19 protein-coding genes are annotated in these 19,203 nt (G+C 62.7%); 10 read left to right on the plus strand and 9 right to left on the minus strand.

Going from position 1 to position 19,203, the window contains the following annotated elements; translation table 11 throughout:
• Positions 1–41: 41 nt before the first annotated feature.
• Positions 42–2,594, plus strand: a complete 2,553-nt coding sequence (locus PSH81_RS14575) for an EAL domain-containing protein (protein ID WP_305390936.1) — start codon at positions 42–44, stop codon at positions 2,592–2,594.
• Positions 2,595–2,600: 6 nt separating this feature from the next.
• Here the strand turns inward: PSH81_RS14575 and PSH81_RS14580 are convergent, their stop codons facing one another.
• Positions 2,601–3,422, minus strand: a complete 822-nt coding sequence (locus tag PSH81_RS14580) for a helix-turn-helix domain-containing protein (RefSeq protein ID WP_226457642.1) — start codon at positions 3,420–3,422, stop codon at positions 2,601–2,603.
• A gap of 85 nt (positions 3,423–3,507) precedes the next feature.
• Between PSH81_RS14580 and PSH81_RS14585 the strand changes: the two genes are divergently transcribed.
• Positions 3,508–4,719: an MFS transporter gene (locus PSH81_RS14585; RefSeq protein WP_305390937.1), complete on the plus strand. Its 1,212-nt coding sequence runs from the start codon at positions 3,508–3,510 to the stop codon at positions 4,717–4,719.
• A 107-nt stretch (positions 4,720–4,826) separates the two neighbouring features.
• On the plus strand, positions 4,827–5,987 hold the full coding sequence (locus PSH81_RS14590; RefSeq protein WP_305390938.1) for a GGDEF domain-containing protein: 1,161 nt from the start codon (positions 4,827–4,829) through the stop codon (positions 5,985–5,987).
• Here the strand turns inward: PSH81_RS14590 and iolG are convergent.
• Both iolG and PSH81_RS14600 read right to left on the minus strand, forming a co-directional pair.
• Positions 5,984–6,988: an inositol 2-dehydrogenase gene (gene iolG / locus PSH81_RS14595; RefSeq protein ID WP_226457645.1), complete on the minus strand. Its 1,005-nt coding sequence runs from the start codon at positions 6,986–6,988 to the stop codon at positions 5,984–5,986. The two genes, PSH81_RS14590 and iolG, sit on opposite strands and share 4 nt — an antisense overlap.
• Positions 6,989–7,022: 34 nt before the next feature.
• Positions 7,023–8,048, minus strand: a complete 1,026-nt coding sequence (locus tag PSH81_RS14600) for a LacI family DNA-binding transcriptional regulator (RefSeq protein ID WP_226457646.1) — start codon at positions 8,046–8,048, stop codon at positions 7,023–7,025.
• Positions 8,049–8,171: 123 nt separating this feature from the next.
• Here PSH81_RS14600 and PSH81_RS14605 point away from each other — a divergent pair, with 123 nt between their 5' ends.
• Genes PSH81_RS14605 through PSH81_RS14615 form a run of 3 tightly spaced genes read left to right on the plus strand, consistent with a single transcriptional unit; the run spans position 8,172 to position 11,108 of the window.
• Complete coding sequence (locus PSH81_RS14605) at positions 8,172–9,017, plus strand: SDR family oxidoreductase (RefSeq protein WP_192300492.1); 846 nt, start codon at positions 8,172–8,174, stop codon at positions 9,015–9,017.
• Complete coding sequence (locus PSH81_RS14610) at positions 9,017–10,141, plus strand: phytanoyl-CoA dioxygenase family protein (RefSeq protein ID WP_305390941.1); 1,125 nt, start codon at positions 9,017–9,019, stop codon at positions 10,139–10,141. The genes PSH81_RS14605 and PSH81_RS14610 overlap by 1 nt, the downstream gene beginning before the upstream one ends.
• A 43-nt stretch (positions 10,142–10,184) precedes the next feature.
• Positions 10,185–11,108, plus strand: a complete 924-nt coding sequence (locus PSH81_RS14615) for a sugar ABC transporter substrate-binding protein (RefSeq protein ID WP_226457649.1) — start codon at positions 10,185–10,187, stop codon at positions 11,106–11,108.
• A gap of 119 nt (positions 11,109–11,227) precedes the next feature.
• Here the strand turns inward: PSH81_RS14615 and PSH81_RS14620 are convergent, their stop codons facing one another.
• The gene (locus PSH81_RS14620) at positions 11,228–11,671 is read right to left on the minus strand and encodes an MAPEG family protein (protein ID WP_305390943.1); all 444 of its coding nucleotides are present in this window, start codon (positions 11,669–11,671) and stop codon (positions 11,228–11,230) included.
• Positions 11,664–11,969: a DUF2834 domain-containing protein gene (locus tag PSH81_RS14625; protein WP_226457651.1), complete on the minus strand. Its 306-nt coding sequence runs from the start codon at positions 11,967–11,969 to the stop codon at positions 11,664–11,666. The genes PSH81_RS14620 and PSH81_RS14625 overlap by 8 nt, the downstream gene beginning before the upstream one ends.
• A gap of 83 nt (positions 11,970–12,052) precedes the next feature.
• Between PSH81_RS14625 and PSH81_RS14630 the strand changes: the two genes are divergently transcribed.
• Both PSH81_RS14630 and PSH81_RS14635 read left to right on the plus strand, forming a co-directional pair.
• Positions 12,053–12,841, plus strand: coding sequence for a helix-turn-helix domain-containing protein (locus PSH81_RS14630; protein WP_305390944.1), 789 nt, complete (start codon positions 12,053–12,055; stop codon positions 12,839–12,841).
• A gap of 53 nt (positions 12,842–12,894) precedes the next feature.
• On the plus strand, positions 12,895–14,604 hold the full coding sequence (locus tag PSH81_RS14635) for an amidase (RefSeq protein ID WP_226457653.1): 1,710 nt from the start codon (positions 12,895–12,897) through the stop codon (positions 14,602–14,604).
• A 76-nt stretch (positions 14,605–14,680) separates the two neighbouring features.
• Here the strand turns inward: PSH81_RS14635 and PSH81_RS14640 are convergent, their stop codons facing one another.
• Both PSH81_RS14640 and PSH81_RS14645 read right to left on the minus strand, forming a co-directional pair.
• Positions 14,681–15,418 carry a CPBP family intramembrane glutamic endopeptidase gene (locus PSH81_RS14640; protein WP_305390945.1) on the minus strand — a complete coding sequence of 246 codons (738 nt, stop codon included), beginning with the start codon at positions 15,416–15,418 and terminating at the stop codon, positions 14,681–14,683.
• Complete coding sequence (locus PSH81_RS14645) at positions 15,415–15,639, minus strand: DUF6434 domain-containing protein (protein ID WP_305390946.1); 225 nt, start codon at positions 15,637–15,639, stop codon at positions 15,415–15,417. Before PSH81_RS14645 ends, PSH81_RS14640 begins: the two co-directional genes overlap by 4 nt.
• Before the next feature lie 235 nt (positions 15,640–15,874).
• Between PSH81_RS14645 and PSH81_RS14650 the strand changes: the two genes are divergently transcribed.
• Positions 15,875–16,306 carry a nuclear transport factor 2 family protein gene (locus tag PSH81_RS14650; protein WP_305390947.1) on the plus strand — a complete coding sequence of 144 codons (432 nt, stop codon included), beginning with the start codon at positions 15,875–15,877 and terminating at the stop codon, positions 16,304–16,306.
• A 29-nt stretch (positions 16,307–16,335) separates the two neighbouring features.
• Here the strand turns inward: PSH81_RS14650 and PSH81_RS14655 are convergent, their stop codons facing one another.
• Positions 16,336–17,661 (minus strand): PLP-dependent aminotransferase family protein, encoded by a 1,326-nt coding sequence (locus PSH81_RS14655; protein WP_305390948.1) that lies wholly within the window; start codon positions 17,659–17,661, stop codon positions 16,336–16,338.
• 88 nt (positions 17,662–17,749) lie between these two features.
• On the opposite strand from PSH81_RS14655, the gene PSH81_RS14660 reads away from it, so the two are divergent.
• A complete protein-coding gene (locus PSH81_RS14660; protein WP_305390949.1) occupies positions 17,750–18,640 on the plus strand; it encodes a DMT family transporter in 891 nt (296 codons plus the stop codon).
• On the opposite strand, the gene PSH81_RS14665 is transcribed toward PSH81_RS14660, so the two are convergent.
• Positions 18,637–19,203, minus strand: coding sequence for a YceI family protein (locus PSH81_RS14665; protein ID WP_226457659.1), 567 nt, complete (start codon positions 19,201–19,203; stop codon positions 18,637–18,639). The genes PSH81_RS14660 and PSH81_RS14665 overlap by 4 nt on opposite strands.

Here is a 19,203-nt window from a genome sequence, read left to right on the forward strand (position 1 = left end):
CTGTTATCGAACTGACTTGCAGAAGTGTCCTGCGGGAAATAATGCCGAACTCCCATGCACCAATTGTCCGCACGCTGTCCAATCGCACCAGCCTATCACTGACTCGCACATCACTATTCAAGCTGATGGCCCTGTTGGCGGGTGTCTTTGCAGCGGTCGTCTATTCGTTGGTCTACCTCGCCTACGACATGGATCGCACCGAACAGGCTGAAAGCGCTTTTCACGCTCGCAAGGCCATGCAGTCCCTGGACAAATCCTTGCGTTTGACCGTCAAAGACTATGCGTTCTGGAGCGACGCGTACAAACACCTGCACGTTCAAGTGGACACCGACTGGGCCTACGTGCGCGAAAATGTCGGCCCGACACTGTTCCAGGATTTCGGCTTTCAAGGGCTTTTTGTCGTCAACGACGTGAATCGCACGGTGTACGCAGTGGTCGAGGGCAAACTACAGCCGCTGGAGTTGAGCAGTTGGCTTGGCCAATCCATTGACCCCATTATTGAACAGGCGCGTGCCGGGGCCGCCTCCGAAACCCCGGTGACGAGCTTTATCAACGTGCGCGGCAGCCCTGCCTTGGTGGCGGCTGCCGCGATCACCCCCGGCACCGACCCCACGGTATTGCCGGACGGCAGGCGGCCCTCCGTGTTGATCTTCGTCGACATTCTGGACAGCGCCAAACTGGATGCTATCGGCGATGACTTTGGCGTCGCCAACCTCCACATCGCCAGCTCCGAAGAAATCGGCAAGTCACTGCTACCCCTCGGCGACAACGGCGCCGCCGGCAGCCTGTACTGGGAGCCGGAGCGCCCCGGTCTGAAGTTGGTGGGCGTAGGCCTGCCCCTGCTGGGCCTGGCGGCACTGCTGGTGTGCGCGATGACCTGGATGATCCTGCGTCGATCCACTGCCAGCGCCCTGGCCCTTGACGCCAGCCACGCTTCATTGCAAAGCAGCCAGGCGGCCCTGGCCACCAGCGAAGCACGGTTTCGCGACGTGGTAGAGGCCAGTTCCGACTGGGTTTGGGAAATTGACGCCACCTGGCACTTCACCTACTTATCGGAACGTTTCGAAAGCGTCACCGGTCTCGCCAGACAGGCCTGGATGGGCGCAGCGATGAACGACCTGCTCGACACGGACGTCGGGCACTTGTCGCAATGGCTCGCCACACCCGGCAGACGCCCAGACCTGAGCGTGCAGTGCCGCTACGTCGATGCCCAAGGTCAGGCGCGTAGCACCCGGCTCTCGGCCCGGGAAATGCCTTGTGGCGGGTTTCGCGGCACGGCCACCGATGTCACCGATGAAGTCGAGGCGCGACGCAGAATCGAGTACCTGTCCCAGCACGACGCTCTCACCGGGCTGCCCAACCGTACACGTCTGCAAGCTTTCCTCAACAGCAAGCTCCAGGCCGCGTCGCCTCTGGCGCAGCCGTTGGTCATGCTCACCCTGGACCTTGATCGCTTCAAGCCAGTCAACGACCTGCTCGGCCATGCAGCTGGCGACCGCGTGCTCAATGTCGTGTCCAACCGTCTCGTCGACTGCGTGCGCCATGGCGACCTGGTAGCTCGAGTGGGCGGCGACGAATTTGTGCTGATCCTCACTGATACAGGCACTCAGGATGACGTCGAAAAACTCTGCCAACGCCTGATTGCGTCCATCGAGGGCGCCATCGGGATCGATGAGCAGGAGGTGTTCATCAGCGCCAGCATCGGCATCGCCCTGGCACCCAACGATGCCAGCGACGCGGCCGAACTGCTGCGCTATGCCGACATCGCGCTGTACGAAGCCAAATCCGCCGGCCGCAATACCTGGCGCTTCTATTCCTCGGACATGAATGCACGGATCATTGAGCGGCGCCGCCTGGAAAGCGACTTACGGTTCGCGATCAAGCATGGAGAATTACGCCTGCACTTCCAGCCCCGCTACCGTATCGCTGACGGCGAGATGGTGGGGGCCGAAGCACTGGTGCGCTGGCAACACCCGGTGCGCGGCCTGATTGCACCGGACACCTTCATCCCGATTGCCGAAGAGTCGGGGCTGATCCTGTCGCTCAGCGACTGGGTAATGGAGACGGCGTGCGCCTGTGCCGCCCAGTGGCCGGCCCCCCTGTTCGTGTCGGTCAACCTTTCTCCCTCTGAGTTCAAGCGCGGGAACATGGTGGCGCGTGTCAGTCAAGCGCTGGGCACTTCCGGTATCGACCCGTCGCGGCTGGAACTGGAAATTACTGAGGGCGTCATGCTTGAAGACGCCGAAGGCGCCCTGGCGATCATGCACACCCTCAAAGCACTGGGAATACGCATCGCTATGGATGACTTTGGCACAGGCTATTCCTCCCTGAGTTACTTGCGCGCATTTCCATTCGATGGGCTCAAGATCGACCGCAGCTTCTTGAGCCGGCTCGAAGACAGCGACGATGACAAAGCCATCATCCAGGCCATTGTCGGCCTGGGCCGTGCCCTGTCCCTGACCGTGACCGCCGAAGGCATAGAAACCGCTGAACACCTGGACTTGCTCAAGGCCGTGGCATGCGACGAAGGCCAGGGTTACTTCCTCAGTCGGCCCCTGGACCGGGACACCTTCAATCAGTTGCTGGTCCGCTGACCAGCCCTACCTGAAAAACTGACTCGGCGTCTTGCCAAACTGTTTCTTGAACATGCTGGTAAAGGCGCTGGGGCTTTCATAGCCCAGTTCCAGGGCCACGTCGATAATCTTCTCCCCCACCGCAATGCGCTCCAGCGCCAGCAGCAAGCGCGCTTGCTGGCGCCATTGGCCGAACGTCATCGCGGTTTCCTTGCGGAACAGGCGCTGGATGGTTTTCTGGTCCAGGTCCAGGCGCTCGCTCCAGTCGGCCACGGTGGAGGCGTCGCCCGGATCGTCCTGCCATGCCTGGCAGATCTGCTGGATACGCGGGTCGGCCGGTTGCGGCAGCGAGAGCGGCAAGGCCGGCAGCAGCGCAAGCTCGTCAAGGATCAGGTGCATGATCCGCGCGTCGCGCGAATCCTCGGCATACGGCGGCTTCAAGCTCACCGAGGCCTTGATCAGTTCGCTCAACAACGGCGATACACTCACCGCCTTGGTCTCGGTGGGCAGGTTCGGGAACGCGTTGGGGCGCACAAACACGCTGCGCATTTTCAACGGGCCCACGCAACGCAGTGAATGCACATGCCCGCAGGGCATCCAGAAGCCGCGATTGGACGGCACCGTCCACTGATTTTGCGCCGAGTGCACCACCATCACGCCTTCGATGGCATAGAGCAGTTGGTGCTTCTCGTGGCTGTGGTCAGGGATCACCCAGTTTTCGGGATAATCGGTGGCCGAACTGATCACCGCCCAGTCGCCTTCGTCGATCTCCTGCAGAAATTTATCCAGTGATTTGATCATTTCGCCCTTTTTGCGATGATTACTGCCCGAATTTCGCGAGACAGGCATTTTTTGCAAATCTAGCATGAACGCCGAATCATTTTGAAATAAGTGGCGGGCTCAAGTACTCGCCCCCCCTGTATGGAATGCCTGCATGTCGACCCTGACCGCGTCACCCACTGCTGCCCCCACTACGTCCCAAACCAGCCCCTTGGTCATGCGCATCCTTGGCGCCTGCGCCCTGGCGCATTTGATCAATGACCTGATCCAGGCCGTGCTGCCGTCGATCTACCCGATGCTCAAGGCCAACTACGGCCTGAGCTTTGCCCAGGTCGGCCTGATCACCCTGACCTTCCAACTGACCGCTTCGCTGCTGCAACCGTGGATCGGCTATCACACCGACCGCCACCCCAAGCCGTGGCTGCTGCCGGCGGGCATGGTGTGCACCTTGGTCGGCATCCTGATGCTGGCGTTTGTCGGCACGTTCCCGGCGATCCTGCTCGCCGCCGGCCTGGTCGGCGTGGGCTCCTCGACCTTCCATCCGGAGACCTCGCGCGTCGCCCGCCTGGCTTCCGGCGGGCGCTACGGCCTGGCGCAATCGACCTTCCAGGTCGGCGGCAACACCGGCAGCGCCCTTGGCCCATTGCTCGCGGCGGCGATCATCATTCCCTACGGCCAGGGCCACATCGCCTGGTTCGGTCTGTTTGCAGTGTTCGCGATCCTGGTGCTGTACGGCCTGAGCCGCTGGTATCGCCACCACCTCAATCTGTTCAAGCTCAAGCAGGGCGGTAAAGCCACCCATGGCTTGTCCAAGGGCCGTGTGAGCTTTGCCCTGGTGGTGCTGGCTGTGCTGGTGTTTTCCAAGTACTTCTACATGTCCAGCCTTACCAGCTACTTCACCTTCTACCTGATCGAGAAGTTCCAGCTGTCGGTCGCCAGTTCGCAGATGTACCTGTTCCTGTTTCTGGGGGCCGTTGCCGTCGGTACGTTTGCCGGCGGGCCGATTGGCGACAAGATCGGCCGCAAAAAAGTCATCTGGTTCTCGATCCTCGGCGCCGCGCCGTTCACGCTCGCCCTGCCCTACGTCGACCTGTTCTGGACCGCGGTGCTCAGCGTGGTGATCGGCTTTGTCCTCGCGTCGGCCTTCTCGGCCATCGTGGTGTTCGCCCAGGAACTGGTGCCGGGCAACGTAGGCATGATCGCCGGGATCTTCTTCGGCCTGATGTTCGGTTTCAGTGGGATTGGCGCAGCGCTGCTCGGTCTGCTCGCGGATAACCACGGCATCGAGTATGTCTACAAGCTGTGTTCGTTCCTGCCGCTGGTGGGCATCCTGACGATCTTGCTGCCCTCGACCAAAGGCGTCTGATCGGGCGCGCGTCGCCTGGCCGTATGCCAGTACGAAGTGTGTTCTGAAAACCTGCGTGTGCGCTTACAATCCCGGTTTAAACGCACACCAGGCAGACCCGGCAAGACATGACGCTCGACCCTCCTACAATTCTGGCCCTCACCGTGGCCCTTGCCGCCGCTGCCGCCCTGTACCTGGCGATTGAATGGCGCAGCGTGCGCGAACCTTCGCTGCTGTTCTGGAGCGCCGGTTTCGCCACCATCACCGTCGGCTCCACGCTGGCCCTGCTGCGCACCAACGGCTTGCTGATGATCGGCATCTGGTTCGCCAATGGCTTGCTGGTCATCGCGCATTTTCTGTTCCTGCTTGGCGTCGCGCGCTTCACCCAGGTGCGGCTGTCACGACGCTGGCTACTGATGCCGCTCATCTGGCTGGGGATGCTGATGTTGCCGAGCGACCTGCCGTGGTCCAAAGCCATGCTGGCAGTGCAATCCTTGCTGGTGGCAGCGCCGACCCTGCGGGCGAGCTTCATGCTGCGGCCCCATGGCAAATCCTTGAGCATCGGCGCGGTGCAACTGCGTTATGTGCTGCTGTTCCACGGCTCGTTCTACGTGGCCAAGGCGTTGTCGGTGCTGATCCCGGGCACCTTGATCGACCTGGCCTCGTTCAAGGGCGAGATCATCCAGATTTCCCTGGTGGAGGGCGCGATGGCAATCATGCTGATCGCCCTGTCGATGACCGGCTCCGAACGCTACCGCCGCGAACAACAGATCGCCCGCCTCGCCGCCCGCGACCCGCTCACCGCCCTGTACAACCGCCGCGCCCTGGATTTGCGCGCGCCGCGCCTGTTGACGCAGATCTCCCCGGCCCGTCCTGGCGCACTGCTGCTGATCGACATCGACAACTTCAAGCCGGTCAATGACCTGTATGGCCATATCGCCGGCGACCGCCTGCTGATCGCCCTCAGCGAGATGATCCGCACGGTGATCCCCCGTGGCGCACTGGCCGCGCGCCTGGGCGGTGATGAGTTTGTGATCCTGCTGCACCCGGCCTCGACCGAACAGATCGTCGACCTCGGCAGCCGCCTGCGCGGGGATTTTTTTCAGTTCACTTCGCAAACCTTTGCGACCCCAACTCCAGTGACCCTGAGCATCGGCGCCAACCTGTTCGACCAACCGCCCGCGAGCCTCACGGAGTTGATCGAACAGGGTGACACCGCGCTCTATGAAACCAAGCGCGGTGGACGCGACAGCATTCGGTTGGTGGATCGCACCGGCGCCCGCAGCTAGAGGTCGTAGCTGACCGCAACGCTGCGCCCAGTCCGCACCGACTCCAGCGCACAATCCGCCAGGTGCAACGCATACAAACCGTCGCGCATGTTGGTGGGCAACGGCAGGTCGTCGTTCAGCGCATCGATGAACTGGGTCAGCTCATTGCGATAGGCGTCGGCATACCGTTCCAGGAAGAAATGCTGCAACGGCTCCAGCGCTTCGGTGTGCGCGGCGCTCCAGTGCCGCAGGGTGCTGGGGCGATGGTTGTCGGTGAGCAGCACGCCGCTGGCGCCGGACACTTCGACCCGCTGGTCATAGCCGTATACCGCTTGGCGGCAGCAGTTGATGTGGCATTGCTTGCCCGAGGCGGTGCGCAGCAACACCATCACGCTGTCGTAGTCGTCGATCTCGGCAAGGCTGAGGTCCACCAGGCGGCTGGCGATGGCGCTGACTTGCACCGGTTCTTCGCCGAGCAGATGGCGGGCGGTGTCGAAGTCGTGGATGGTCATGTCGCGCAGGATGCCGCCGGAATGGACCAGGTAATCACGCGGGGCCAGGCCGGGGTCGCGACTGGTGATGATGACCTGGCGCACCGCACCGATCTGGCCGGCATCGAGGGCCTGACGCAGGCGCAGCATGTCGGGGTCGAAGCGCCGGTTGAAACCAAGCATCACCTTGCCGCCCTGGCGTTCCACCGCTTGGGCCGCCGTGCGTGCCTTGCCGATGTCCAGATCGATGGGTTTTTCGCACAACACCGCCTTGCCTGCGGCGACTGCCGCCAATAGCAGGTCGATGTGGGTGTCGGTGGGCGTACCGATCACCACCGCGTCGATGTCTTCACGACGCAGTACAGCCGCGCAATCGTAGGCGGCTTCGCAACCCAGTTGCGTGCTCAGCGCGTCGACGCCTTCGCGCCAGGGGTCGGCCACCAGCACCAGCGTGGCATTGGGGTGGGCGGCGACGTTGGCGGCGTGGATCTTGGCGATGCGCCCGGCACCGAGGACGGCAATTCGTAGCATGGTGAAAACTCCTGGTTTTGTTGTTGGGGGAGATTCAGTCCGGCAGATTGAACGGTGTGACGATCTGCACCTGTGACGGCGCTATCGGCCCGGCCTTCCATAGCCGATGGAATTGCAGGATGTGCAGGAACACGCTGCGCGCATCGATCTGCAAGTTGTGATCAATGATCGCGGCGACTTTTTCTTCACGCAGCAGCTGGCGGTTTTCTTCGTCGAGGTCGTGACCGATAAACACCTCCAGTGGACGGCCAAGGGCGGCGAACGCATCGACAATCGCCCGATTGCCGCCGCCGACGCTGTACACCGCCTTGAGTTCGGGGTGCTGTTTGAGCGCCCGGGTCACGCGCTCGAACGTGCGGTCGTACACCCCGTAGCCACCGCTGACGTCCAACACCCGCAAGTGCGGCGAGCGCCCCCGCAGCCAGGCGCGAAAGCCCATTTCGCGTTCTTCTTCGCCACGGAACAGCTCACTGCCGATCACCACCGCGACGTCCTGGGGCACCGCCGGCAGCCAGCGCGACATCAGGTACGCGGCGGTCTGCCCGGCGGTGCGGTTGTCCATGCCGACGTAGCCGATGCGCTCGCTCTGCGGCAGGTCGGTCACCAGGGTCACCACCGGGATGCCCGCCGCGATCAGTTGCTTGACCGCCAGGTTCACCGCCGGCTCGTCGGCCGCCTTGAGCACCACGCCCTGGCTGCCGGTGTCGAGGCAGCGCAGCAGTTGATCGTGCATGGCCTTGGGGGCGATCTCTTCGAACAGGTGAAACCGCGGGGCAATCCGAAACGGCGCGAGGCTGGCCAGTTGCGCGACGATCGCCGCCTGCACCGCCGCGCTGAAGCGCTGGGGCGTGTGCATGATCACGTCGACGTGGAACGTACGCCCCATCGCCAAACCATTTTTCTCCTGGGACTCCAATTCCTCCAGCGCCTGTTCGATGCGCCGCCGGGTTTGCGCATGCACGCTGCCGCGCTGGTGCAACACACGGTCGACCGTGGCGTTGCTCACCCCCGCCTGGGTTGCGAGCTGCTTGATGGAAAAGTGTTTTGCGCGTTCGAGCATGCGGTTCGCCTGAGGTATTTTTGAGGTCTTATTTGGGTATTTCTGAGGTTTCGCAATGCTAGTCTCAGTTTCGTCTGGCGTCGAGCCGGGCGACTCACAACAACAAAAACTCAGGAGAACCCCATGCCCAACGCCGATCTCGCCATGCCGTTCAGCGGCCAATACTTTGTCGTCACCGGCAGCACCCAGGGCCTCGGCGCGGCGGTGGCACATACCTTGGCCCAACGTGGCGCCGCCGGGCTGATCATCTGCGGGCGCCGTCGCACCCAGGGCGAAGAACAGGTACGGCAACTGGCGCAACTCGATTGCCAGGCGTTTTTTGTCGAGGCGGATCTGGAAAATATCGAGGATTGCCGGGCGATCATCGCTGCCGCACACACCCACTTCGGCACCTTGCACGGCTTGGTCAACTGCGCTGGCATGTCAGATCGCGGCACCATCCTCGACACCTCGCCGGAGCTGTTCGACAAGCTGTTTGCGGTGAATGTGCGGGCGCCGTTTTTCCTGATGCAGGAAGCGCTGAAGCTGATGATCAGCAAAGGTGTGGCAGGCGCCGTGGTGAATATCCAGAGCGTCACCGGGCATGGTGGGCAGTCGTTCCTCAGCGCCTATGCGGCGTCCAAGGGCGCGCTGGCGATCCTGACCAAGAACGTCGCGTTCAGTGCGTTGCGCAACCGTATCCGGGTCAACGGCTTGAACATCGGCTGGATGGACACGCCCCACGAAGATCAGATCCAGCGCCAGTACCACGGCGCCAGGGACGGCTGGTTGCAGCAGGCCGAAAGCGCGCAGCCGTTCGGGCGTCTACTCAAGCCCGAGGAAGTGGCGCGCAGCGTGGCGTTTCTGTTGTCCAGTGAATCGGGAATGATGACCGGCGCGGTGATCGACCTGGAGCAAGGCGTGGTGGGCTGCACCGACGGCGGCAGCCCGCAACCGCACCAGGCCCTGAGCCTGCCGGGAGGTGTGTGATGTCAGCGTTCGTGAGCGCGAATGCCGTGCGCCTGGCGGACTTCAGCCGGATCTGCGCGCAACGGGCCACGGCTGAAGAGTACCCGCTGTGCCAGCACGTGCTGGACAACGTGCCGATCTATCAGGCACGTGCACTGCGCAACAGCGACAGACTGACGGCCATGAATGAACTGCACCGACTGTTCCGTGATGGCCCGGGCGTGATGGTCGTGCGCCGCGCCTACGAAGACCTGGAAGTGGTCGACCGTCACAGCCAGGTATTCGAAAAAATCTTCGCCAACGAAGCCGCCCAAGGCGTGGCCGCCGACCACTTTGCCAAGGCCGGCAGCAACGGGCGGATCTGGAACTCACTGCAGAAAGCCGCACTGCAGTCGCCCGAGTCGTTTGTCGAGTACTACGCCAACCCGCTGTTGGGGCTGATTGCCGAAGCGTGGCTGGGGCCCAATTTCCAGGTGACGGCGCAAGTCAATGTGGTGCACCCCGGCGGCCAGGCGCAGCAACCGCACCGTGACTATCACCTGGGGTTCCAGACCGACGATGTGGTCGAGCGCTTCCCCCTGCCCTTGCACGTGTTGTCCCAGTACCTGACCTTGCAAGGTGCAGTGGCCCATTCGGACATGCCGCTGGAAACCGGCCCGACCCAACTGCTGCCGTTCTCCCAGCAATACGCCTTGGGCTACCTGGCGTGGCGCCGTGAGGACTTTATCGACTACTTCCAGCAACACGCCGTGCAACTGCCGCTGGACAAGGGCGACCTGCTGTTCTTCAACCCGGCGCTGTTCCACGCGGCCGGCACCAACCGCACGCCGGATCGCCAGCGCATGGCCAATCTGCTGCAAATCTCCTCGGCGTTCGGCAAACCCATGGAGGCCCTCGACCGCGACCGCATGATGCTGGCGGTGTATCCGGCCCTGCTGGCCAACCCGGCCCTGGATGCCGAGGCGGTGATCGCCTGCACGGCCGACGGCTATTCGTTTCCCACCAACCTCGATACCGACCCGCCGCTGAAGGGCCTGGCCCCGCAAACCGGGCAGCAACTGATGCAGCAGGCGTTGCGCGAACGCTGGCCGCCAGCGGACTTCGCAGCGGCCGTGGCGCAGATGCGGGCCAAGCGCCAGGCGTAAATCCCCCGTGTTTTAACAACAACAATAACAACGGAGCAAAACCATGAAGAAGCAAGTCCTTGCGGCACTGTTTACCCTGGCTGTCACGCCCTGGGCGCTGGCCGATATCCGTATCGGCGTGAGCATCGCCCAGGTCGACGATGTGTTCCTCGCCCAAATGCGCGACTACATGGCCGCCCACGCCAAGGAATTGCCCGGTGTGACCCTGCAATTCGAAGACGCCCAGGGCGATGTGGTGCGCCAGCTCAATCAGGTACAGAACTTCACTGCCCAGGGCATGGACGCCATCATCGTCAACCCGGTGGACACCGCCGCCACCGCCAAGATGAGCACCAATGCCCAGCAGGCCAAGACCCCGCTGGTCTACGTCAACCGCCGCCCGGACGCGCCGCAACTGCCGCCGGGCGTGGGTTACGTGGGTTCCGATGAGGTCAAGGCCGGTGAGATCCAGATGCGCTACCTGGCCGAGAAAATGGGCGGCAAGGGCAACCTGGCGATCATGCTCGGGCTACTGTCCAACAACGCTACCCACAACCGTACGCTGGGGGTCAAGAGCGTGCTCAAGGAGTACCCGAATATCAAGATCGTCGAGGAACAGAGCGCAGAGTGGCAGCGCAACAAAGCGATTGACCTGATGAACAACTGGATCGTATCCGGCCGCAAGATCGACGCGGTGGCGGCAAACGCGGACGAGATGGCGATAGGCGCGGCCATGGCCATCAGCCAGGCCGGCATGCAGCCGGGCAAGGACATCCTGGTGGCCGGCAGCGACGGCGGCCCTGCCGGGTTGGACGCAGTGAAAAAAGGGCAACTGCTGGTGACGGTGTACCAGGACAACAAGGGTCAGGCAGTGGGCTCGATTGACCTGGCGGTGAAGATGGTCAAGAAGCAACCCTACACCGCTGAACTGACCATCCCCTATCAGCAGATCACCAAGGACAACTACCAAGCCTTCCTCAACCCATAACCCCGAACGCTCCCACATCTTGATTGGTGAACACGGTCAACGGTGGGAGCTGGCTTGCCTGCGAAGACGCCAGCACCGGCAACCTGTCTATTGGTCTTGCCGCCACCTTCGCAGCCTCGCTAAAGCTCTACCCACCGTTGATCGATGGCGCTACCAATAATCCCGGCGCCGAGGCCGAACAGGCACACCACACCCACGCCATAGGCCAGCGTGCGCCAGGGTTGCCAGCCCATCAGATACATCACCGTGTGCAGCACCCGCGCCAGGGTAAAGGCCACAAGCAACCATAGGGTCGCGGCGCTGCCACTCTGCTGCGCGACACACAACCCGCCCAACGCAAAAAACAGCGGGATATTTTCCAGGTCATTGGCCCACGCCCTGGCCGCGCGGGCCACTTGCGGCAACTCCATAGGCTGCGCTCTGCGATTAAAAAAGGCCGCGTCTTCACGATTGGTAAACGCCCGTGCGCGTATGCGGAAATATCCCTGATAACAGGAAATGGCGAACATCTTCAGGCACAGCACCAACACGCATACCGCATAGACAGGTAAAAGATCATTCATCCCTAAACCCCTTCACCACGATGTAAAGCAACGGACCCAACGACACAAACACCGCCGTCAGCAAAAAATACGGCAGCACCGAACGCAGCGGCCGCCCTCGCCTGCGCGCATCCCGGTACATCCACACACACGCCAGCACGGCCATCAGGTACAGGTCGATGACCACCTGCGCCGTGTCCGGTCGCGACAGCAACTGCGCTGCAAACGCCAGCAGCGACTGCTCGGCCGTCAGCATCGTGAACCCCGTATACAAGGTAAATCCGAGCAAGCCGGCCAGGGCGAAATAGGGTCTTGGCATGGTCTGTTCCTCAACGTGATGAAGGCTCACGTTAGTGATAAGGTTCTGCCCCTCGCAATGACCTCGGAGGTCATGAACCTGCCATGGACACCCCCTCTACCGCCGGCGAACACCTGCGCCAACTGCGCCGCCAGGCCAAGCTGAGCCAACTCGACCTGGCCTTGATCACTGGTGTTTCCCAGCGCCACCTCAGTTGCCTCGAAACCGGCCGCGCCAAACCCAGCCCCGCGACTTTGCATAACCTGTTGACGGCATTGGAGACCCCTCTGGAGCAGTGCAACCGCGTGTTCCTCGCCGCCGGCTTCGCCCCGCGCTACAACGCCACCCCGCTCGCTGCACCCGGCATGACGGCAATTCGCGACGCCGTCAGCCATGTGCTGCACGCCAACAATCCTGCCCCGGCGATTCTGCTCGACAGCCAGTGGCAAGTGCTGGCGGCGAATGCCAGTACTGCGGTGTTGTTTGGCCTGGTCGGCATCGCGCCGGACGCCGCCGATGGCTTGAACCTGCTGACCACCCTGTTGCAACCCGGCGGCCTCGGTGATCACCTGCTCAATGCCGACGAGATCCGCACCCTGGCCTGGCAGCGCGCAAGCCGAGAGGCATTGGGTAATCCGCCGCTGGCGCAATTGCTCGCCGGTTTGCCGACGCCAAGCCCCACCGAGCCGCCCCAGGAACTGCCGCCACTGGTACTCACCCGTATCCGCTCAACCCAGGGCGAGCTGAACTTTCTGTCAACCTTCACCACCTTCGGCATGCCCCAGGACATCACACTCACCTCCCTGCGTATCGAACATCTGATTCCGGCCGACGCCCACACCTGGCAGATAATGCGCGCCGCCTATGCAGAATATTCGGCGCTGGTTTTGTGAAATATCTGTACGTAGACTGCCGCGATACCCCCACGTGAAGGCGGCGAAAAAACGTGATGCAAGTAACCGAAGTCTCCATTGCCCAATTGCGCGCTGCGCTTGAAACCGGCCAGACCACTGCCGTTGAATTGGTCCAGGCTTACCTGGCGCGGATCGAGGCCTATGACGGGCCGCACACCGCTACCGCGCTGAACGCCGTGGTCGTGCGCAACCCGCAAGCCCTTGCAGAAGCCGAGGCGTCCGATGCACGTCGGGCCAAGGGCGCCACCCTGGGGCCACTGGATGGCATTCCTTACACCGCCAAAGACAGCTACCTGGTCAAAGGCCTGACTGCGGCATCCGGCAGCCCGGCCTTTGCCAAGCTCGTCGCCCAGCGCGATGCGTTCACCATCGAGCGCCTGCGCGCCGGCGGGGCGATCTGCCTGGGCAAGACCAATATGCCGCCAATGGCCAACGGCGGCATGCAGCGCGGTGTGTATGGCCGCGCGGAAAGCCCCTACAACGCCAACTACCTGACCGCCCCCTTTGCCTCCGGCTCCTCCAACGGCGCCGGCACCGCAACGGCGGCGAGTTTTGCCGCGTTCGGCATGGCGGAAGAAACCTGGTCCAGCGGGCGCGGCCCGGCGTCCAACAATGGCCTGTGCGCCTACACCCCGTCTCGTGGACTGATTTCGGTACGTGGCAACTGGCCACTGACACCGACCATGGATGTGGTCGTGCCCTACGCACGCACCATGGCCGACCTGCTGGAAGTGCTCGACGTGATCGTCGCCGAAGACCCCGACACCCGTGGCGACCTGTGGCGCCTGCAACCCTGGGTGGCGATTCCCAGCGTCGCCTCGGTGCGTCCGGCGTCCTACGCTGAACTGGCGGTGGATTGCGCGTCCCTGGCCGGTAAACGCTTCGGCGTGCCGCGCATGTACATCAACGCCGACCCGGAAGCCGGCACCAGCGAAAAACCTGGGATCGGCGGCCCGACCGGGCAAAAGATCAACACCCGCGCGACGGTGATCGAGCTGTGGCAAGCCGCACGCCAAGCACTGGAAGCGGCGGGCGCCGAAGTGGTCGAAGTGGATTTCCCGCTGGTGTCCAACTGCGAAGGCGACCGCCCCGGCGCGCCAACGGTGTTTACCCGTGGCCTGGTCTCCAAGGAATTTCTCCACGATGAGTTGTGGGAATTGTCCGCATGGGCTTTCGACGATTTCCTGCGCGCCAACGCCGACCCGAGCCTCAACCGCCTGGCGGATGTGGATGGGGCGAAGATCTTCCCCCATGACCCTGGCACCTTGCCGAACCGCGAAGACGACCTCGCCGCCGGCATGGACGAGTACGTGCGCATGGCCGAACGCGGCATCACCCCATGGAACGAGATCAGCACTGTCCCTGACGGCCTGCGCGGCCTGGAACAAACCCGCCGGCTGGACCTGGAAGACTGGATGGACAACCTCGGTCTCAACGCCGTGCTGTTTCCCACCGTGGCCGATGTAGGCCCGGCAGACGCAGACGTGAACGAAGCATCGGCAGATATTGCCTGGAGCAACGGCGTCTGGGTGGCCAACGGCAACCTGGCGATCCGCCACCTGGGCGTACCGACGGTCACCGTGCCAATGGGCGTGATGGCAGACATCGGCATGCCGGTCGGGCTGACGTTTGCCGGGCGTGCGTATGATGACTCCGCGTTGCTGCGGTTTGCCGCGGCGTTCGAGTCGATGGGCAACAAACGCCAGGTTCCACCGCGTACACCTGCACTGCAATCTGACTGAACGCGCCAAGCCTTATGAACGCAGGCCTGTGTGGGAGCAGGCCCCTTTCCATATTGTCTTGAGCCTGTATGCCGCATCAGGCTATGTAGGGCACCGCCACCAGCAAGATCGCCGTCCCATGGGTGACCGTCGCCGCCAACACGCCATAGCGCATGCGCACCAACCCACACGCCACACCTTCGATCAAGGTAAACACCAACACCGGCCAACCCAACTGGGTCACGCTCAACGCCAGGAAGGCATGGCACGCCGCAAACGCCACGCCACTGGTCAACGCCGCACGCAATGGCGTCAGCTGTTGTTCCAGATAACCCTGCAAAAACCCGCGAAACAACACCTCTTCCAGGGCATTGGCGCCATAGGCCAGCACCACCATGGCCGGCAGCCAGACCCAGTAACCGTAAAACGCAGACGCCTCAATGCCTTGGTAAAGCCGCAGCGGTGCACCGATCAAACATCCGACCAGCAGCCCGACGGCCAAGCCAACGTGCGGGCTGCCGATCGTCCAGCGCACCAGCCGCCACAGATCCGGGGCGATGTAGGCGAGCAGCAGGATCAACAGCACCGACAACCCGCCCAGCACCGCCAGTACAAAGGCATTCGCCGTGAACCCGATCTGCACCCCACTGCCCAGCGTCCACAGGCCCAAGGGTGTCATCACGTCGCGCATCAACACGAACGCCGCCAGCAGAATCAGGATGCGCATCGCCGGCATTGCCTTGGGCGTGAGCGCAAACCACAGACCGAACAGCAGCACGCCGGGAGTCAGATAAGTGGTGTAGTGGATCAGCACCGCCAAGCCTTCGGCGATCACTGCCCGGGCTCCTGGTCTGGATGGCGGCGTTGCCACTCATCCACTACGTCGCCCAGGGTTTTGGCCGCACCGTCGCAAATCCAGGCCATGAATGGCCGATCAAACTTAAACCCCGGGCCGCAGTGCTCCAGCATGAAGCGGCGGACGTTCTGGGTGTTTTTGTAGTGGGAAGTCACGGGGGTGGCGCGAGTGATGGGGTCGCTGTGCCAGTCAAAATCCATTTTGTCCCTCAGGTGTCTTGTTGTTGAGGTAACAGCATAGCGATGTGCCACTTCACTAGAAAGAAACCCCATGGTCCTCCTAATGAGTTAGGACGTCACATAAGATCAACGATCACTAAATGGCTAATATTTTATGAATATTTCAAAATTTCCCTTTCCTTGGGCGCCCTGATTATTGCAATGTTGTACGACGACTAAAGTGTCGTATTCACCCAAAAACAATAAGGAAACACCCATGCCCAACGTCAAAGCACTGATCGGTTTTCTGTGCCTGTTCAGCGGCTACGTCGCTGCCGCCCCTGCCCCGGCAGAAAAGGAAGTGGCCCAGGCGGTCGACCAACTGACCCAAGCCATGCTGCACCTGGACCTCAAGCAACTCCACGCGCTGACCGCCGACACCCTCACCTACGGCCACTCCAGCGGCAAAGTGCAGAACAAGGCGCAATTCATCGCCGACCTGGAAACCCATACCAGTGCCTTCAAGACCCTGGAAATGCAAAACCAGACCATCACCCTCGATGGGGACACGGCGCTGGTGCGCAACCACTTTCACGCGTTGGCCGTGAACAGCGGCGTCGAAGTGCCCACCGACATCGACAACTTCCAGGTTTGGCAGAAGCAGCATGGCAAATGGCTGTTGATCGGACGTCAGGCCTACAAGTACTGAAACGCCCCGGCGAGCCGCCTAACCCCGGCTCACCACGCCACCACCGCTCGCACCTTGACCAACGCTTCGCGCAGCATCGGCATGGCTACCGAGCCCAGCGCCAAGCGCAACGCATGGGGCACATGAGCACCGACCGCAAACGGCTCCGCGGTGGAGACTGAGACGTTCTCGCGCTGCAAGGCCATGGCGACCTGATCGGCGCGGGCCTCCTCCGGTAGCGGCAACCACAAGAAATACGAGGACGGGTGACTGAGGTACTCCAGCCCCGTCAGCACTTGCGCCGCCAAGGCCTGACGCGCCCGGGCATCCTCGCGTTTTTGCGCTTCCAGTTGGGCAACGGTGCCGTCCTCGATCCAACCCACGGCAATGGCGCTCATCACCCCCGGAACGTTCCAGGTGGTGGCCATGATCGTGCGCTCCACCGCCTTCACCCACGGCACAGGTGCCGCGACAAACCCCACCCGCAGCCCCGTCGCGACACTTTTCGACAGCCCGGCCACGTAGACCGTGCGCTCCGGCGCCAATGTCGCCAGCGGTGGTGGTGCATCTTCGGCCAGAAAGGCGTAGGCCGCGTCCTCGATGATCATCAGGTTGTGCTGGCGAGCAATCGCTACCAACTGCTCTCGCAGCGCCAAGCCCATGACCCAGCCGAGCGGGTTGTGCAGGGTCGGCATGCTGTACACCGCACGCACCGGGCGCTTGCGGCAGAGGCTGTGCAGGTACTCCAGATCCGGGCCGGTGGGCGTGACCGGGATTGCGACGATCTCCAGGTGCAAGGTCTCGGCCAGCACCTTGAAACCCGAATAGGTCAGTGCATCGACGGCGATCACATCCCCCGGCTTGAGCAGCGCCATCATCGTCACCGCCAGGCCATGCTGGGCGCCACTGACCAGCAACACCTGCTCGGAGGCAACCGCCAACCCACGACTCAGCAGATGACGCGCCGCCGCCGCGCGCTCATGCACACGGCCGGCATGGGGTTGATAGCGCAGCAGCGCTTCCAGATCGCCGGACAGCGCCAGTTGGCGCAGCGCCGTGCGCAACAAGTCTGCCTGGCCCGGCAAGGACGGGTAGTTGAAGTTCAGGTCCAACATCCCCGCGGCAACACTCATCTGCCCACTGCCCTGCCCTGGCGGCAGCGAAATCTCGCGCACAAAGGTGCCGCGCCCGGTTTCGCCGCTGACCAGGCCCATGGCCTCCAGCTCGGTATACACCCGGCTCGCGGTGACCAGCGCCAGGCCATGCTCGGCGGCCAACTGGCGGTGGGTTGGCAAGCGTGTGCCGGGCGGCATGTCGCCGCTGCGGATGGCTTGGGCAAAGGTGTCGACCAGCGATTTGTAGCGGGCGCGGGGCATCGGGATGTATCCATGACAATTTTTTGATTGTCCTAATCTTCAACTTTAGGATGACCGGCACGCAATCATTCTTTTCAGGCCCCTGCCCATGCAACGTACTTTCTCCCTCAGCCCCCCGGACAGCAGCACCCAGGGCTGGATCAACGGCTTTATCGGCGTGGTGATTTTCAGCGGTTCGTTGCCCGCCACCCGTTTGGCGGTGATGGAGTTCGACCCGGTGTTCCTCACCATGCTCCGCGCAACCATCGCTGCGGTGCTGGGGCTGCTGTTGCTGGGGTGGTTCAAGGAACAGCGTCCCGCACGCAACCAGTGGGGGCCGTTGCTGATTGTCGCGCTGGGCGTGGTGATCGGTTTTCCGCTGCTGACAGCACTGGCACTGCAATACGTGACCTCCGCCCACTCCATCGTATTTATCGGCCTGCTGCCGTTGGCTACCGCCGTGTTTGGCGTATTGCGCGGTGGCGAACGGCCGCGTGCGGTGTTCTGGTTGTTCTCGATCGCCGGCAGCGCGCTGGTGATGGGCTATGCATTCGCCCAGGGCCTCAGCGCTGCACCGGCCGGTGACCTGCTGATGTTGCTGGCGGTGCTGGTGTGCGGCCTGGGGTATGCCGAGGGCGCCAAGTTGTCGCGCAGCCTCGGAGGCTGGCAGGTGATCTGCTGGGCGCTGGTGGTGTCGTTGCCGGTGGTGGTGCCGTTGAGTGTGATCCTGGCGCCGCCGAGTGTACGCGGCATCAGCCTGTCGGCGTGGCTGAGCCTGGGTTATGTGGCGTTGTTCAGCATGTTGATCGGCTTTGTGTTCTGGTATCGCGGCCTGGCCCAGGGTGGCATCGCCGCCGTTGGCCAATTGCAACTGCTGCAGCCGTTCTTCGGCCTGGCACTGGCGGCGGGCCTGCTGCATGAGCAGGTCAGCCTGGGCATGGTGCTGGTCACCGTCGCGGTGATCGGATGCGTGGCCGGGGCAAAGAGGTTTGCCCGCTAGCGTTGCGGTGAAACCATCTTGAATTTGATGTGGATGTCGTTGGACACCACGCTGTTGCCAGCCCACTCACCCTCGCCGATCTTGAAATCGGCACGGTTGAGGATGAATTCACCGTCGAACACGCCAATCCCGCCCAACTCCTTGAGCACCACATCGACCGTCACCGGCCGTGTAATCCCTTTGAGCGTCAGGTTGCCGCTGATCTTGAAGCGATTGTTGCCCAGCGCCGTGGCGCCGCTGGATTGGTAGACCGCCACCGGGTACGTCGCCGTGTCGAACCATGACGGACGCTGCAGTTCGTCGTTGGCATCTGCGCTGCCGGCGTCGATGCTGGCGAGCTGGATCTTGAGCAACGCGTGCGCCGCCCCAGGCGCTTGGGTATCGAACGCCAGCGTCCCTTCAAACTCGTTGAATGTGCCATACACCCGCTGCCCGAACTGCTGGAAGGTAAAGCTGATCTGGCTGGCGGCGCGATTGACATCACGGTATTCCACGGCCCGGGCATTGGAAAACACACCAAGCACCAGTGCCAGCAACACGACTGGGGATATTCGACGGTTCAT

Origin of the sequence: Pseudomonas sp. FP2335 (genome assembly GCF_030687535.1) — a bacterium.
In the GTDB taxonomy this organism is placed as follows: Bacteria; Pseudomonadota; Gammaproteobacteria; order Pseudomonadales; family Pseudomonadaceae; genus Aquipseudomonas.

What these genes read in the sequence shown, in the direction of transcription:
- PSH81_RS14620 (WP_305390943.1), bottom strand. Translation starts at nt 11,671, where the DNA reads ATGAATGATCTTTTACCTGTCTATGCGGTATGCGTGTTGGTGCTGTGC.
- PSH81_RS14660 (WP_305390949.1), top strand. Translation starts at nt 17,750, where the DNA reads ATGCAACGTACTTTCTCCCTCAGCCCCCCGGACAGCAGCACCCAGGGC.
- PSH81_RS14650 (WP_305390947.1), top strand. Translation starts at nt 15,875, where the DNA reads ATGCCCAACGTCAAAGCACTGATCGGTTTTCTGTGCCTGTTCAGCGGC.
- PSH81_RS14655 (WP_305390948.1), bottom strand. Translation starts at nt 17,661, where the DNA reads ATGCCCCGCGCCCGCTACAAATCGCTGGTCGACACCTTTGCCCAAGCC.
- PSH81_RS14575 (WP_305390936.1), top strand. Translation starts at nt 42, where the DNA reads ATGCCGAACTCCCATGCACCAATTGTCCGCACGCTGTCCAATCGCACC.
- PSH81_RS14615 (WP_226457649.1), top strand. Translation starts at nt 10,185, where the DNA reads ATGAAGAAGCAAGTCCTTGCGGCACTGTTTACCCTGGCTGTCACGCCC.
- PSH81_RS14600 (WP_226457646.1), bottom strand. Translation starts at nt 8,048, where the DNA reads ATGCTCGAACGCGCAAAACACTTTTCCATCAAGCAGCTCGCAACCCAG.
- iolG (WP_226457645.1), bottom strand. Translation starts at nt 6,988, where the DNA reads ATGCTACGAATTGCCGTCCTCGGTGCCGGGCGCATCGCCAAGATCCAC.
- PSH81_RS14630 (WP_305390944.1), top strand. Translation starts at nt 12,053, where the DNA reads ATGGACACCCCCTCTACCGCCGGCGAACACCTGCGCCAACTGCGCCGC.
- PSH81_RS14580 (WP_226457642.1), bottom strand. Translation starts at nt 3,422, where the DNA reads ATGCCTGTCTCGCGAAATTCGGGCAGTAATCATCGCAAAAAGGGCGAA.
- PSH81_RS14645 (WP_305390946.1), bottom strand. Translation starts at nt 15,639, where the DNA reads ATGGATTTTGACTGGCACAGCGACCCCATCACTCGCGCCACCCCCGTG.
- PSH81_RS14590 (WP_305390938.1), top strand. Translation starts at nt 4,827, where the DNA reads ATGACGCTCGACCCTCCTACAATTCTGGCCCTCACCGTGGCCCTTGCC.
- PSH81_RS14625 (WP_226457651.1), bottom strand. Translation starts at nt 11,969, where the DNA reads ATGCCAAGACCCTATTTCGCCCTGGCCGGCTTGCTCGGATTTACCTTG.
- PSH81_RS14605 (WP_192300492.1), top strand. Translation starts at nt 8,172, where the DNA reads ATGCCCAACGCCGATCTCGCCATGCCGTTCAGCGGCCAATACTTTGTC.
- PSH81_RS14665 (WP_226457659.1), bottom strand. Translation starts at nt 19,203, where the DNA reads ATGAACCGTCGAATATCCCCAGTCGTGTTGCTGGCACTGGTGCTTGGT.
- PSH81_RS14610 (WP_305390941.1), top strand. Translation starts at nt 9,017, where the DNA reads ATGTCAGCGTTCGTGAGCGCGAATGCCGTGCGCCTGGCGGACTTCAGC.
- PSH81_RS14585 (WP_305390937.1), top strand. Translation starts at nt 3,508, where the DNA reads ATGTCGACCCTGACCGCGTCACCCACTGCTGCCCCCACTACGTCCCAA.